We start from the raw sequence: 15418 nt of genomic DNA on the forward strand, positions 1-15418 counted from the left end.
TGTTAACTTTAGCGGTATTGCGCTAAAAATTAACGACTTTCGAATTTTTCGTAATCAACTGAATCGTCTCTAAATAGTTCCATTTTCTTAGCAAGCAAGCATGCACCAGTGGCTGCAATGCCTGTCACGATTAAACTACCGATTAAAAATTTTTTCATGTTGTTCACTTCCTCTCATCAGCTACTTTTAACATCTACATTATAACGCCGATTGGGCAAATGTCATAGATAAAACCCTTACAATAATTAATTATTAACTATCTTTTGAGATTCTTAACATGTTAGGATAATGACAGAGCATATTAAGAGGTGATGAACATCGATACGAAGCAGCATTTAGCCAATACGTTAAAACAATTAATGGCGACCACGCCGGTTGATCATATTACGGTCAACCAACTAACGCACCACGCCAACGTAGCGCGCAACACGTTTTATTACCATTTTGCCGACATTAACGAATTGGTCACGTGGATCTATAATCGTGAAATCGTCACGCAACTAGCAGCTTATCGGCAGGGTCAGGACTGGTTAAAAGGCTTAGATTTATTGGTGACCTATATCGAAACCAATCGGCACTTTTGTTTGAATACCTTTCATTCGATGAATCGGGATTTATTGAGTCGTTTTTTATACCGGGTCGCCTTTACGATGGTGGCGGGGGTCGTGACTGATTTGAAGACTGATTGTGCGCCAACGTTACAAGATGAAATCGCCAATTTCTATGGCTGGTCCTTGGCCACCCAGATGACGCAATGGTTGGTGACCAATCTTGAAGAACCGAAACAGGAATTTTACCAACGCATGCAGCGGATGTTGAACGGGACGATTCTGCACATCTTACAGCAAAATGCCTAATAATTTGGGCAAACGCCCCTGATTGTCCATAGCTTACCCGCTAGTATCCGGTTACAGTGAAGGAGTAGGTTCACTGCAATTATTCTAGGAGGCGAGTAAGATGTTCTTATTTCAACAGATTTCAGCAATCGATTGGCTAATGTGGGTGTTAGTCGTCGCAGCATTGATGTTACTAAACGAAGCAGCCCGCGCGAATAAATGGGTCGCAATGCTTTTATTTATTGGGGTGCCCATTATTTTAACGTTGTTTGTATGGCCGACAACGGCCGGACCCGATAGTAGTACGGGGACTTGGTTTCACTGGGTCAAAGTCTATTCAGCTTTAGCGGGTTGTCTGGGCTTCTTGGCATTACGGTTTAGTCCTAAGTTACAAGCCAACAAATGGGCGCTTGTTTTTCCACCTGCGATTCTAGCGTTTAACATTATGGAAGCCGTGATTCGCGATTTCCAAGTTGCTGGGCTGCACGGTCTAGTAGATGGCGTGGTCATGAATGGTGGCGTTTGGAACATCATGAACGGGATCGCCGGAATCATCAATATCATCACGATTTCTGGTTGGTTCGGCATCATGATTAGTCATGATAAGCAAAAGGATATGATCTGGCCGGACCAAATTTGGCCGTGGATTATCGCGTACGATGTTTGGAATTTTGCTTACGTTTATAACTGCGTTGGCGACCATTCCTTTTACGCTGGCGGGGCATTGCTAGTGTCCTGTACGTTAGCCGCCTTCTTCGTTAAAAAAGGGAGCTGGCTACAAGCCCGCGCTCAAACCTTGGCGTTTTGGATGATGTTTACGATGAGTTATCCAACGTTCGTCACGGATTCAGCTTTTGCCGTTAAGAGTAGTCATAGTAGTGCCGCGTTGATGACGGTCAGCAGTCTTGCGCTATTGATTAACGTCGCCGTTTTAATCTTGCATATTTACCGGACGGTTAAATATCGTCGCAATATCTTAACGGATGATATTTATGCGGGTACGAAGGCGCATGATCAAGTGATTGCGGATAATACGTCAAAAAATTTAAAATAATACGTTAGAAGAACAAGCTGTGACACAACTCGGTTATCAATTGAGTGCTAACTCAAGTTGGTCAGGCTTTGAGGATTAACCTAAAAATCAGCGTTATGATTTGTACTTTGAATCATAACGCTGATTTTGTAGTTAACCGGAAAAGACTACTTGAGAAGCACGTTATCAATTGAGTTCTGGCGCGCGTCAATAAATAATATTCGTTTAATATTAGAACACTACGACTTATGTCACAGCCCCTTTTTTTACAATATTTAAGTTAGTTTAATTGTTAAGGGACTGTCCTTAATTTATGGTAGAATAACGGCATTAAGCATAGAAAAGAATGGTGAGGATAGACAATGATTCTTGAACGCAGAAATCAAATGAATTTTAAAAAATTAGCAGGTTCCGTCGATAATCCCCCTGAAGGAATTCGGGTCGCAGAAATGCAAGAACTCGCACATCTTTATCAGTTATACCAAGCTGGTGCCAACGAGATTGGCACCAAATTAGAAAATTTGGACAGTGAATTCCAAGTTAATTATGATCACAACCCGATTCATCACATGGAAGAGCGGATGAAGGAAGTTGCCAGCCTGCTGGAGAAGTTAAAGCGCAAAGGTTATGAACGTTCAATCGAAAGTATTCAAAATAATATTTTTGATATTGCTGGGATCCGAGTGATTACCAATTACATTGATGATGTTTATCTGATTGAAAAAATGTTGTTGAATCAATCTGACGTAACGTTGGTGAGACGCAAAGACTACATTCAGAAGCCGAAAGCGAGCGGCTACCGGAGTTTACACATCGTCGTCGCGGTACCGGTCTTTCAATCAAACGGGGCGGAAGTCGTCAACGTTGAAATTCAGATTCGCACGATTGGCATGGAAATGTGGGCGAGTCTTGAACACAAATTACGGTATAAAACGGATATCGGCGCCGACGTGGTGGCCCAATACAGCACCGATTTAAAGGACTATTCTGAAGAATTAACGACGATTGAAACCAAGATGCAAGCTATCTATCAACAATTAAATCATTATCCGGATTAAACCTGGAATAGAGCCGCATGATCAATGGTTAACGCCGATTGATGGTGTGGTTTTATTTTTTTTTAATAAAAGGCTTGCCTTAAAGTCAACTCCAAGGTTTATAGTGAACCTATTGAACGGAGGTTGGTTAGATGACAAAGACTATTATGATTTATTTTTCATTGAGTGGGACGACTAAAAAGGCGGCCGAGGCCATTCAAAAAACGACCGGGGCTGATTTAGTCGCGTTAACCCCGACGGTTGCTTATCCACAAAGTTACGACGCTGCAGTGGCGCGCGGGCAGACCGAATTAGAGCATCATCAGTTACCGGATTTACAAGTCACGTGGCCTGATTTAAACCAATATGACACGGTGCTACTGGGTTTTCCAACGTGGTGGCAACAACCGCCGTTAATCATTGAAGCCTTTTTACAACAGGTTCAATTAACTAAGCAACGAATTGTACCCTTTACAACCAGTGCTAGTACGCCGATGACTGATTCAATGGCGGTTTTACGTCAGTGGGTGCAACCGACTTTACTAGGAACCGGTTGGCGTTACCAAGCGAATTCAAGCGCGATGACCGCTTGGTTAGCGCAGAATAAAGTATAATCAGCTTTAAAGGGATCCAATTCAATTAAGGAAGTGACCATGATGAACATTAAACAAGCTGCAGCAACCTTTAACTTAACCGCGGATACACTGCGCTATTACGAACGGGTCGGGATCATTCCACCGATTCCCCGTAATCAAAGTGGTTACCGCGATTATCAAACGAAGGATTTAAACTGGGTCTACTTAGTGACGCGTTTGCGCGCAGCCGGTCTTTCAATCGAATCGTTGATTGAATTTGCGACCCTTTCCCAATTACGGGGTCAACAACCAGTTGAAGCCGCGCAGAAACAAGTGTTAAAGGATCAATTGGCTGAATTAGAAATTAAATTAGCCGAAATGCAAGAAGTCAAAAATCTATTAACTTATAAAATCGAAACGTACGACGAACACATTGCCCAGTTCGAGTCGGGTGAGCTGACCGCTGAAAATCAAGAAGCATTGTGGCAAAAAAATTTTAAACAACAGGAGCAATATAATGAAAAAAATTCAATTAAATAATGGCGTTGAAGTGCCAGCCTTAGGGTTTGGGACCTTTCAAATCACGGATCCAATCGAAGCCGAACAAGCAGTTAAAGAAGCGATTCAAGTGGGTTACCGCCATATCGATACGGCGCAAAGTTACATGAATGAAACGGCTGTCGGCAAAGGCATCCAAGCATCTGGCGTTGATCGTAAAGAATTGTTTATCACCACTAAGATTTGGGTTGAAAACGTCAGCTATGATGGTGTGATGACGTCGTTTGAACGGTCATTACGTCGTTTAAACTTAGATTATGTGGATTTATTATTGATTCACCAACCTTATAATGATGTTTACGGTGCTTGGCGTGCGATGGAAGAACTCCAAGCTAGTGGTAAAATTCGCGCCATCGGGGTCTCGAATTTTGCGGTCGATCGGGTGGTTGACTTAGCCGAATTTAATCAGGTCACGCCACAAATTAACCAAATTGAAATCAATCCATTCCAACAACAAACGACTAATATCGCAGCGCTTAAAGCCGAAGGGGTGGCCGTAGAAGCGTGGGCACCATTCGCAGAAGGTAAGAACGGGATTTTTACCAACCCTGTTTTACAAGCAATTGGGGCTAAATACCATAAATCAGTGGCGCAAGTGATTTTACGTTGGGTGGTTGAACAAGATATTATCACACTCGCAAAATCAACGAAACCCGAACGGATGCGCGAAAACTTGGACATCTTTGATTTCGAATTAACGACCGAAGATCAAGCAGCCATCGCGACGTTGAACGTCGGTGAAAGTCAATTCTTCTCACACGCCGATCCAGCCAGCATCAAATGGATGGCCAGCCGGAAATTGAATGTTTAGGCATTAAATTTGCGGTCAATCGATGCTTAAAATCAACTGAACTAATTTCTAGCTGTGATGATGGCCAGCACATTAAATAAACCGCTTGCAAAATAGTGAGTAAGGTTTATTATGAAGGTGGATTTAGCGTAAATATTGACGAAATGTACGGTCAGATTGGAGATATTCAATATGTCAAAAGTAATTGTTGGGATTGCAATAATTATGGTAAGTTTGGTGATTATGTATGTCGGTTATAAGTACATGCGAGTTAGTAAAGCAACCACTGATAAAGCTGGCATTAAAGTGGATTTTAAGAAAACGCCGGCAACGGGTGGTTTTGCGCCGGGGATAACAGGCGCGGTAATTATGTTAACCGGTCTTTTTGGTTGAATCTGGGGGTTCTTTTTAACGATATCAGTTAATGCCTTTGCAGGGTTCTAACCGCTTGCTGATGTAAAGCCTACAAAAGAAGATTGTAAGTCGGGTTTTTAATAATGACGAAAAGATCGCCTTTTAGAATATTGGAAAACAGTTTATATAACCGTATTATTTAGACGTGTTGTCTTAAGGACAGCCGTTTTGGATAATGCGGTTTTTATGTGCTTTATTCTGAATTTTTTAAGCAAATAGAAAACCCCAATAATTAGAGAAATTATTGGGGTTTTCTATCTGCTCTTTTTTGGTCATTCACGCCAGTCCACAACGCCGGTTTGAAACGCGTTAGCTTCCAATAAATCGGCTAAAACGAGTTGGCCGAGTGCATCGGTTAACGCCGCTTCGCCTTGTTTTAAAGTGGCTTGAATCAAAGATTCGCTTTGCTCGATGTGTTCGGGATTGCGGAATAAGCGGGTCGTCAGTTGCGACGGTTGGTAATCTAGTAGTTGTTGATCTTCAACGGCCAATAAAACGTCGGCGAGAGTGATGGTCGTTACCGCTTGGTTCAACGTAAAACCGCCATCTTTACTCGCATTCGATGTAATTAAATCAGCGACGACGAGTTTTCGCAAGGTTTTCTTTAATGATGAATCGGAGACTTCTAACAGTTCGCTAAGCCGCGTGCTTTTTAGCGGGGCATGGTTTTGTTGAGTCGCTAGAATGAGTAGGACGAAGACGCTAGTTTCAAAATTTTTGGGTAATCGCATATAGAGACTCCTTTAGATGAGTTGATCGAGTAATTCTTGCGCGACTGCGCTAACCGTGACCGGTTTAAACGTTGCGCTGAATAAGCCGAAGAATTTTAAGAAGGGCACCATTTTGGCCATTGAATCGCTACGACCAGCGCCATAAACGAGGGTCGGATTAACCGTCGCTAAGCGCACTGGTGACGTTTGTAATTGCTTGATGAGCTTAGCTTTGAGTGTTACGAAAGATTTGGGGCCGAGTTGACCGCCAATCATCCCCATCGCTTGCGCTTGATGCGTTTCGGCGATTTTTTGCATGACTTCAGCGGGTTTTTGGTTAACGGCGATTAGTTCCGCATCAGTTTTAGCGGGCCGGCCGACAAAATCAACGATGTAGTCGATTTGTTTCGGAATAACTTGATTAACGGCGTCAAAATCAGTGACGTCCGCTGCGATGTTCTGAATACAGGGATTTTGTAATTGGTTTTGACCGCTGCGGGAAACAACGTAAAAATCTGCTGAGGGGTCGCGAGTTAGCCATTGTTGTGTGACTTCACGGCCGATATAGCCGTTGCCACCTAATAAAATGATTGTTGTCATATGTGTCACCATTCCTTGGATTAATTTATTCTATGGAAATTATAATTCTAAGGATTTTAAAAGTCAATTAAAAAGTTTTCAATTGTTGAATAATGTTTCACGTGAAGCATTTTGCATATTTTTAAAAATCGGTTTGCCTTCGAGTTCACTTTAAGGTTTATGCTAACTAAGTGGTTTTTAATCATTAAAAATCCTTATGCTATAATTAATAAATATAATGAAACAGGGGCGAGTTATGAATAAGAAAAATACAATCATTGTCACGTTTGCGTTGTTGTTATCCAATACAATGGCGGGGCTCGATGGCACGATTATAAACACGGCGTTACCGGCAATCATCAGTGATTTGCACGGGATTCAATATATGGGCTGGATTGTGGCGGTCTTTCTATTAGGCATGGCGGTGGCAACCCCGCTTTGGAGCAAGCTAGGGGAACGCATTGGTAACCGGGGGGCTTATCAATTGGCCACCTTATTATTCGCATTAGGCGCGATTTTCCAAGCATCCTCCAATAACATTATTCTCTTCTTAATCGCACGAACCGTGATGGGGATTGGGGCTGGTGGTATGAATACTTTACCATTTATTATTTACGCTGATTTGTATCAAAATATTCGCAAACGTGCGCAGGTCATTGGTTACGCGACGGCCAGTTATAGCGCTGCGGCAATTGTGGGACCACTAATCGGTGGCTGGATTGTCGATGCCTTTAGTTGGCATTGGGTCTTTTACATCAATGTGCCAATTGCGTTGGTGTCCATTCTCTGTGTCCGCTTCTTCTTCAAAGAAAAACCGAAAAAACGGTTATCGGGCAACGTCGATTATCTCGGCGCTGGCCTGTTGATTATCAGTTTGGTCACGTTATTGACGGGGATTCAATTGATTGGGACTGGCTCGTTAGCGTTAATCCTCGGCTTGATTGTCGCAGGCATTATTTTATTAGTCGTCATGTTTCGGATTGAAGATCGTGCGGCTGATCCGATTGTGCCGAATCGGTTATTTAAAAATCGGCGCTTAGTGATTGATTTCATCCTGTTCGTCGTCTTGTGGGGCGCGTTTATCGCCTTTAACATTTATATTCCAATGTGGGCGCAAGGGTTGCTTGGACTAAGTGCTTTATTAGGCGGAATGACCCAGATTCCGGGCGCGGTGACCAACTTAATCGGGTCACTTGCCGGACCAGGACTGGAACCGCGGCTGGGCAAATACCGGGTTGTGACTTTAGGGACGGTGGCGTTTTTGATTGCCTTTAGTGGGATGCTGATGGTCAATGACCAGACCCCGTTCTGGTTCTTACTATTAATGGGCGCGTTTGAAGGCTTTGGTCTCGGGATGAGTTTTAATGTGCTCCAAGTCAGTGTTCAAAATGATGCGGAAGAACGGGATGTCCCAATTGCCACGTCATTTGCGTATCTTTTACGGATTTTGAGTCAAACGTTCATGTCATCGATTTATGGGGTGATTCTCAACCACGCCTTAACGCGTGGTGTCGCGCAATCGCACGGTCAGATTACGATGGCGATGATGAATAAATTGAGTGATTCGCAAAGCGTCGGCCAATTACCGGCCCAATTATTACCGAAGATGCGCAGTATTATGTATCAAGGTTTGCACAATATCATGCTGATTGCGACCGTCCTATTAGTGATTGTCTTAATCTTTAACATTTGGGTCCAGATTCATTTCAAAAAAGAAATCAAACAAGCTTAGTTGAGTGCTCACTCAAGTTGGAAAATCCGAGTATCCTGAATTTAGGGATAATCGGATTTTTTGATTTGAACGGAAGTTGATATCTATTTCAGAACTTATGTTTGGGCTATAAATTGCTAGAGTGTTATAATATCGTTACATTATTAACTAATTAGGCAGTGGGAGACGGCTGATGATTGAATTTAAACAAGTGACTAAAGCGTACGACGCGGGACTTGCCTTGAATGATTTAACGCTAACAATTCCGGACAATCAAGTTTTTGTTTTAGTGGGTCCGAGTGGTAGTGGCAAAACGACCACGCTCAAAATGATTAATCGTTTAATTGAACCGACAAACGGATCGATTTTAATCGATGGGCAGCCAATTGATCAAATAGACTTACAGACGTTGCGCTTAAATACGGGATATGTGTTACAAAATATCGCGCTTTTTCCGAATCTAACGATTGAAGACAACATTACGATTCAACTGGAAGTTTTAAAATGGCCCAAAGCTAAAAGACAGCAACGGGCTTATGAATTATTAGCGTTAGTTGATTTGGCGCCAGCGCAGTATGCGCAACGGTATCCGAGTGAATTATCGGGTGGCGAACAACAACGAATCGGAATTATTCGGGCGCTTGCGAACAACCCTAAAGTGATTTTAATGGATGAACCGTTTAGCGCGTTGGATCCGGTCATTAAAACGCAATTACAAGATTTGGTCGTCAAATTGCAACGACAATTACATAATACCGTTATTTTTGTGACCCATGATATGAAAGAAGCGTTGCGAATCGGCCAAACAATTGCGGTGATGCGCGCGGGGCACATCCAACAAGTCGGGACGGCTGAAATGATTTTCAATCAACCTGAAAATGAGTTTGTTCGCGAGTTTTTTGATATTGAACGGGCCGCGGCTGCCGAGACGGTTCAAGCCTTATTAGACAGTGGCCTAGGCCAGCTCGTTGATTCCCAACCGGCTCAACTTCAAGTGACCGATTCAATTGCTAAGTTGGCGCAGAAGCTGATTGATCACCCCACCGGTGTGTCCGTGCAAATCGCACAACAAACTTGGTTGCTGACGATGGCTGATTTAACCACTTTTATTGCGAAATGGGGTGTCTAAAATGGCCACTCAAATTTGGCATATTTTAACCACTCAATCGGGCGAAATTGTCCAAGCACTGGGGCAACATCTAGCAATCTCATTAGTCGCGTTACTGATTGCGGCCGTCATCGGAATTCCATTGGCGATTATTTTGACCGAACACAAGCGACTGGCTGAACTGATGTTACAAGTGACGAGTGTCTTGCAGACGATTCCGTCGTTAGCGTTATTGGGTTTGTTGATTCCGTTAGTCGGGATTGGTACGGTGCCCGCCGTGATTACGTTGGTGCTTTACGCGTTGATGCCGATCTTCCAAAATACTTACGCAGGACTGACCGGGATTGATCCCGCTTTAAAAGAAGCGGAAATCGCGTTTGGGTTGCCCCGCCGTAAACAGCTATTGCGGATCGAAATTCCGCTAGCGATGCCGTTGATTATTTCAGGATTGCGGATTGCGTTGGTGATGATTATCGGGACGGCGACACTGGCCGCGTTAATTGGTGCTGGTGGTTTGGGCACCTATATTTTGGTCGGGATTCAATCCAATAATAATGCGTTACTGGTGATTGGCGCGGCGTTATCCGCCATTTTAGCCTTAACGGTCAGTGCTTTAATCCGTTGGCTAGGGACCTTATCGTTCAAAAAAATCATGGTTGGTTTAACCGTCTTCGTTGGATTAATCGGCGTGGGCACTGGTGTCATTGCTTGGCGCCAATCAGCGACCGAAATCACGATTGCCGGTAAACTAGGTAGTGAACCTGAAATCTTAATGAATATGTACAAAGATTTAATTTTGGCCGATCGACCGAATTACAAAGTGACGGTCAAACCTAATTTTGGTGGGACGACCTTCTTATTCAACGCGCTAAAGGCCGACCAGATTGATATTTATCCCGAGTTTACCGGCACGGTGTTACAAACGTTGGTCAAAACCAACACCAAAACGAATCTAGATCCGGCCAAAACTTATACAACGGCCAAAACAGCTTTACAGCAACAATTTAAGATGGCTTATCTAAAACCGATGGCCTATCAAAATGGTTATGATTTAGCGGTCAGTACGGCGTTTGCGAAACGCTACAACCTTAAAACAATTTCGGATTTAGCGGCCTTGCAACAACCGATTACGGCCGGCTTTGATCCTGATTTTTATCATCAACCTGATGGTTATCCGGGATTGAAGAAGGCGTATGGCTTGCAGTTAGACGCTAAGATTATGGAGCCCAGCATTCGCTACAAGGCAATTGCGGATGGCAAGGTTGATGTGGTCGACGGTTATACGACCGACGCGGAAGTCGCGCGTTATCATTTAGTCGTCCTCGAAGACGACCGCCAATTCTTCCCACCCTATCAAGGCGCGCCGGTGATGAAGACCGCGTTCTTAAAGGCCCATCCAGAAGTCGGGCAGTCACTGGCTAAACTGGCCGGTAAAATTACGGCGAGTGAAATGCAACAGATGAATTATCAAGTGCAAGTCAAACACCAAAAGGCCAGTGACGTTGCGCATCAATTCCTACTTAAAAAAGGCCTCATTCAAAAATAAACTAAAATCAGCGTGCCATTCTGAATTGAATGAGACGCTGATTTTAGTTTGGGCTTGACCTGTACGTTACGGCAGGGTTTATGCTAATGATAGTCAGAAAGGAGTGAATCGAAATGGCCTATCAAATTAAAGCTTTCGCCCAACTAACCGGGGTTTCGGAACGGACATTGCGCTATTATCATGAAATCAATTTGTTGGTGCCACAGCAAGCCGCTAATGGCTATCGCGAGTATACGAGCCAAGATGCCGATCGCTTACAACTGATTTTGATGTATCGACGGTTGCAATTTAAGTTAACGACCATCAAAGAATTGCTCAAGTTGCCTAAAGCGCAACGGCTTGAACGGCTACAAGCCCAAAAAGGATTACTGGAGCAACAACAAGCCGCATTAACACAAACCCTACAACAAATGACGGCAACGATTGCCAATTATCAGGAGGAAAATCAAATGACTGATTCAGCTAAATTTACCGCCTTTAAACAAGCTCAAATTGACGCCAATCAAACGACTTACGGCCAAGAAGTCGTCACTAAATATGGCGAAGACCAACAACAAGCGGCTAATCAGCACTTTGGGGAATTGAGTCAGGCACAATACCAACAAATGCAAACTACCGAAGCTGATTTAGTCCGTGATTTGCAATGCTATCTGGAGAATCCGAATGTGCCGTCCGCATTAGCCCAGCAAATTTTTACGGCCACCAAACCTGGTTACAATTAACGAGTCCCAAATACAGCCTAGCGATGCACCGCGGAATCGCCGCGCTATACGTCGCCGATGAACGCTTTGCCGCGTATTACACGGCGTTAGTGGGTGACCAACGCGCGGCAACCGAATTGAAGTTAATTATTGATTATTATACGCAAAATGAAGAATAGCAAAAAGGGGCTGTGACATAAGTTTTAGCATTCTGATATTAAACGAACATTCTTCATCGACGCGCGCCAGAACTCATTAATTTCCGTTCAAATCAAAAAATCGCCTATCCTTAGTTCGGGATAGTCGATTTTTTAACTTGATACTCAATTAATAACCGAGTTCTGTCACAGCTTATTTTGTCGTTTTTAATGTTCAGTACTAATTGAAAATGGCTGATTGTCGCTAGGTTGTGGATTAGGCGCCAATCCCAAAGTGGTCGTAAAGGTTCCACCAGCCATGAGGTCTTGATGGGTGATGTACGAATGGCGATAAAGTTGCTTATTTAATTGACGATTTTGGACAAAAAGATTGTGATCACTATTATTAACCGTGGTTAGCGTCAATTCTTTTTGATCAGGCAGGTGGAGGATGACATTGTCAAAAATTGGCATGCCCAGAACGTATTGACCACTGCCCGGTGTTACGGGATAGAACCCAAGTGCCGATAAGACGTACCAGCCGGCCATCGAACCGTTATCTTCATCTCCCGGGAAACCGGAAAAGCCGGCGTTAAAAGCATTTAGTAATAATTGTTTAACAAGCAATTCAGTCATTTCAGGATGATCGACATAAGCGAAGAGGTAAGGAATATGGAAACTTGGTTGATTAGACATAGCGAGTTGGCCAAAGTTTAAAGCGACCATTTCAGTCATTTCGTGGATTTCAAACCCGTAGTGACCGACTTTAAAGAGTGGTTGGGTATTGACTAATTCAACGAGTTTTTGATAGAAAGCTTGGTTGCCGCCGTGCAGTTCGCTAAGCCCTGCAATATCTTGGTAAACAGCAAAGCCATTTTGCCAAGCACCACCCTCAGCGTAGCCGTTGCCCCATTCGATTGCTGAAAAATTAGCTTGGAAGTTGCCTTGGGGGTCTTTAGCTCGGATAAATTTCGATTGAGTATCAAATAAGTGGCGGTAATTGAGCGTGCTGTGTTGATATTTGGCTGCTAGTTCAGTTTGACCTAATTTTTGGGCGACAACGGCAATGCAATAGTCGCTGTAAGCGTAGTCGAGTGTGTGGTTGACACTTTCGTCGTGGGTGTTTGGGACGTAACCATATTCGAGATAATCTTCAGTCCCGCGACGGCCATATTTAGAATCAGTACTTTGAGTAGTGGCGCCTTTGAGCATCGCTGTTAAAAATTCAGATAATTGCGATTTATCAATCAAATCTTTACTAGCTGCGTCTGCAATGACGGCATCAATTAGCGTGCCGGGCATCATTCCGCGTTCGTCGGGGGATAACCATTTTGGTAAATAATCCGTTTCGTAATAGCTCGTTAGGAAGCCTTGCAACATTTCTTGCAGTAGTTCGGGCGCAATAATCGAGAAGAACGGATAGACCGTTTTATAGGTGTCCCAAAAACCATTATTCGTGTACAAAATACCGGGTTTAACGCACCGAGCTTTCGTATCATAATGAACGGGTTGGTGTTTCGCATCCAATTCATAGAATTTTTGAGGGAATAGGAATAAGCGATACAAAGTCGTGTAGAAAGTTTGCACGCGCTCGGGATGTTGTTGATCTTGAATCGCAATCCGATCAAAATAAGTTTGCCAACTTTGATTAGCGGCCAATAAATGTTGATCAAAATCTTTGGTTAATTGGCGTTGTAAATTGAGCTGCGCTTGTTCCGGTGAAATAAAAGAAGTGGCAAATTGTAAGTCATTTTCATGACCAGTCAAAAATAGGCATAGCCGACCATCTGTGCCACTGATATGTTGTTTATCGGGGCAATCGAGTGGTTGACAGTTGGCGTTTAATAATTGTGTTTGGTCGAGCAGTAATGGTTGTGAGAAATGAAAGGCCACGTACATTTTAAAATCGGGATCTTCGCAATCAGAAAAATTAGAAAGCCACCCGTAAACGGCTTGTTCCGTGATGGTCAATTCAAATTGGCCTGGCAGTTCGAATTGCAGACCTGCTTGACCGGTTGACGGGTATTGGCTGTGTAAAATGGCCCCATAGGTTGAAGGGGTCAATTGACTACTCACTTGATAGCGTAAATCATGAAGTGCTAGTTTAGTCGGGCTAAAAGTAGCTTGTTGCGGATCAAACGAGCCGGCTAATTCATTGATGACTTCATGGGGTTGTTGTGTTAGGGGTAGTATTTGAAGATGTTGGAAATCACCAACCCAAGGACTCGGTTGATGGGTTAAGCGAAAGCCTTCAAAACGCCGTGAATTGGGATCGAAAAACCAACTACCATTACCACCATTATTTTGAATAGTGAAATAATTCATGGCAAAGGGGGTGCCGGTCAAGGGTAACGTATTGCCATTTGAAAAGCGGTAATTATTGAGGGTGCCTTGGCGGGTATCAATTTCAGTTATTTTCATCAAACTAAATACTCCTTTAATCGTTTATTTAAAAAATAATTGCAATATCAAGTAATCGGGCTTAGATTGTTGGTTCTGGATTGACCGATAAGCGGGCCATTAATTCAACTGGGACGGTTATCTGAGCCGCTTTGGGATCATAGGGATTGGCCATCCGGGTTTGTAACAGGCGTGCGGCCTGGCGACCAATTTCGCAGAAGTTTTGCATAATCGTCGTCAATTGTGGTTGGCTAGTGGCCGTTTGGGCAATGTTATCAAACCCAATGACCGATAGTGTTTCGGGGACTTTGACGTTGTGCGCCGTTAAAAAGGTTAAGAGTTGCAACGCTAGAATATCGTGTTCGCAAACCAAGGCGGTGACGTTATTTTGACGAAGTGCTGGTAACAATTCAGCAAAATGATCGCTGGTTAAGGCCGTCGCCGAGTGAGGAGTCGTTGCAAAGGTTAAATCGTGTTCACCAAGGGCCTGAATATATCCGAAATAACGGTAGGTCGCAGATGAATTCAAGGTGGTGGTTAAATCGCTTTGCGCCAAAAAGGCGATATTTTGGTGACCGGCTTCAATTAAAGTGTTGGTTGCTAGATAGCCACCCTGGGTATTGTCCGAAACGACGGACGGGACCGGTAAATTTGTCGCCGTTTTATCGATTAAGACAAAGGGAAAATGGTGGAGTAATAATTGATTAATTTGTGGTAATTCAGCGGCCAGATTTTGGGGATAATAGATGAGACCATCATATTGGGTTGCTAAATCCGCCACGGTTGTGAAGGTGAAATCCTTATTTTCGATGACTACCAAGGATTGTTGTAGCGGCGCCAAGATTTCTTTAACACCGGTAATATAATCGCCCAGTCCTGATTCAGAGGCGAATGGAATGACCAGCAAGAGTTGATTGGTGCGTGGATAGTGTTTAAAACCCCGTCGAACAAAGGTCCCACTGCCTTGGTGCCGTTCGACTAGACCGATATCAGCTAGTTCTTGTAAGGCCCGTTTGGAGGTAATCCGGCTCACTTGATAGGTTTTGGCTAGTTCATTTTCAGAGGGTAATTGTTGACCGGCCACGTACTCCTCGGTCCAAATCTGGCTTTTTAATGTTTCAAAAATTTGTAAATATTTATTGGCATTAGTAGTCAATAACATCGCTCCTTTAAATTCAACAGTTGATATGTAGTATTGTATACCATTTTGATGGTGAATTAAATATTTTATGCGATAAATACTAGAATTTAATTTATTAAATGATATACTTGGTTTGTAAAAA

Annotated in this window: 17 protein-coding genes; 12 read left to right on the top strand and 5 right to left on the bottom strand. The window is 43.3% G+C overall.

Going from position 1 to position 15418, the window contains the following annotated elements; genetic code table 11:
• Positions 1-29: 29 nt before the first annotated feature.
• Entirely contained in the window at positions 30-158 is a 129-nt protein-coding gene (locus ACVPPQ_RS05030; protein WP_268870685.1) for a hypothetical protein, read from the bottom strand.
• A 153-nt stretch (positions 159-311) separates the two neighbouring features.
• On the opposite strand from ACVPPQ_RS05030, the gene ACVPPQ_RS05035 reads away from it, so the two are divergent.
• The 7 genes from ACVPPQ_RS05035 to ACVPPQ_RS05065 all read left to right on the top strand — a co-directional run bounded on the left by ACVPPQ_RS05035 (position 312) and on the right by ACVPPQ_RS05065 (position 5222).
• Positions 312-857, top strand: coding sequence for a TetR/AcrR family transcriptional regulator (locus ACVPPQ_RS05035; protein WP_463496156.1), 546 nt, complete (start codon positions 312-314; stop codon positions 855-857).
• A gap of 100 nt (positions 858-957) precedes the next feature.
• Positions 958-1890, top strand: coding sequence for a DUF5692 family protein (locus ACVPPQ_RS05040; protein ID WP_463496158.1), 933 nt, complete (start codon positions 958-960; stop codon positions 1888-1890).
• A gap of 341 nt (positions 1891-2231) precedes the next feature.
• Positions 2232-2927 carry a GTP pyrophosphokinase gene (locus ACVPPQ_RS05045; RefSeq protein WP_463496160.1) on the top strand — a complete coding sequence of 232 codons (696 nt, stop codon included), beginning with the start codon at positions 2232-2234 and terminating at the stop codon, positions 2925-2927.
• Positions 2928-3058: 131 nt separating this feature from the next.
• A complete protein-coding gene (locus tag ACVPPQ_RS05050; RefSeq protein WP_463496161.1) occupies positions 3059-3520 on the top strand; it encodes a flavodoxin in 462 nt (153 codons plus the stop codon).
• Positions 3521-3562: 42 nt separating this feature from the next.
• Positions 3563-4021: a MerR family transcriptional regulator gene (locus ACVPPQ_RS05055; RefSeq protein WP_463496163.1), complete on the top strand. Its 459-nt coding sequence runs from the start codon at positions 3563-3565 to the stop codon at positions 4019-4021.
• Complete coding sequence (locus ACVPPQ_RS05060) at positions 3999-4850, top strand: aldo/keto reductase (RefSeq protein WP_463496164.1); 852 nt, start codon at positions 3999-4001, stop codon at positions 4848-4850. The genes ACVPPQ_RS05055 and ACVPPQ_RS05060 overlap by 23 nt, the downstream gene beginning before the upstream one ends.
• Before the next feature lie 171 nt (positions 4851-5021).
• On the top strand, positions 5022-5222 hold the full coding sequence (locus ACVPPQ_RS05065; RefSeq protein WP_463496166.1) for a hypothetical protein: 201 nt from the start codon (positions 5022-5024) through the stop codon (positions 5220-5222).
• Positions 5223-5515: 293 nt separating this feature from the next.
• On the opposite strand, the gene ACVPPQ_RS05070 is transcribed toward ACVPPQ_RS05065, so the two are convergent.
• Together ACVPPQ_RS05070 and ACVPPQ_RS05075 are read right to left on the bottom strand one after the other, a co-directional pair.
• A complete protein-coding gene (locus tag ACVPPQ_RS05070) occupies positions 5516-5974 on the bottom strand; it encodes an Rrf2 family transcriptional regulator (protein ID WP_463496168.1) in 459 nt (152 codons plus the stop codon).
• A gap of 12 nt (positions 5975-5986) precedes the next feature.
• On the bottom strand, positions 5987-6553 hold the full coding sequence (locus ACVPPQ_RS05075) for an NAD-dependent epimerase/dehydratase family protein (protein WP_463496170.1): 567 nt from the start codon (positions 6551-6553) through the stop codon (positions 5987-5989).
• Between the two features lie 235 nt (positions 6554-6788).
• Here ACVPPQ_RS05075 and ACVPPQ_RS05080 point away from each other — a divergent pair, with 235 nt between their 5' ends.
• The 5 genes from ACVPPQ_RS05080 to ACVPPQ_RS05100 all read left to right on the top strand — a co-directional run bounded on the left by ACVPPQ_RS05080 (position 6789) and on the right by ACVPPQ_RS05100 (position 11777).
• Positions 6789-8264: an MFS transporter gene (locus tag ACVPPQ_RS05080; protein ID WP_463496171.1), complete on the top strand. Its 1476-nt coding sequence runs from the start codon at positions 6789-6791 to the stop codon at positions 8262-8264.
• A gap of 172 nt (positions 8265-8436) precedes the next feature.
• A complete protein-coding gene (locus tag ACVPPQ_RS05085; RefSeq protein WP_463496173.1) occupies positions 8437-9372 on the top strand; it encodes an ABC transporter ATP-binding protein in 936 nt (311 codons plus the stop codon).
• A gap of 1 nt (position 9373) precedes the next feature.
• Positions 9374-10897, top strand: coding sequence for an ABC transporter permease/substrate-binding protein (locus tag ACVPPQ_RS05090; protein WP_463496174.1), 1524 nt, complete (start codon positions 9374-9376; stop codon positions 10895-10897).
• A gap of 113 nt (positions 10898-11010) precedes the next feature.
• Positions 11011-11619, top strand: coding sequence for a MerR family transcriptional regulator (locus ACVPPQ_RS05095; protein WP_463496176.1), 609 nt, complete (start codon positions 11011-11013; stop codon positions 11617-11619).
• Positions 11620-11642: 23 nt separating this feature from the next.
• Positions 11643-11777 (top strand): hypothetical protein, encoded by a 135-nt coding sequence (locus ACVPPQ_RS05100; protein WP_463496177.1) that lies wholly within the window; start codon positions 11643-11645, stop codon positions 11775-11777.
• A gap of 186 nt (positions 11778-11963) precedes the next feature.
• Here the strand turns inward: ACVPPQ_RS05100 and ACVPPQ_RS05105 are convergent, their stop codons facing one another.
• Both ACVPPQ_RS05105 and ACVPPQ_RS05110 read right to left on the bottom strand, forming a co-directional pair.
• Positions 11964-14156 carry a GH92 family glycosyl hydrolase gene (locus ACVPPQ_RS05105; protein ID WP_463496179.1) on the bottom strand — a complete coding sequence of 731 codons (2193 nt, stop codon included), beginning with the start codon at positions 14154-14156 and terminating at the stop codon, positions 11964-11966.
• Positions 14157-14217: 61 nt separating this feature from the next.
• Positions 14218-15291: a GntR family transcriptional regulator gene (locus tag ACVPPQ_RS05110; RefSeq protein ID WP_463496180.1), complete on the bottom strand. Its 1074-nt coding sequence runs from the start codon at positions 15289-15291 to the stop codon at positions 14218-14220.
• Between the last annotated feature and the right edge of the window lie 127 nt (positions 15292-15418).

The organism is Latilactobacillus parafuchuensis (genome assembly GCF_055271665.1).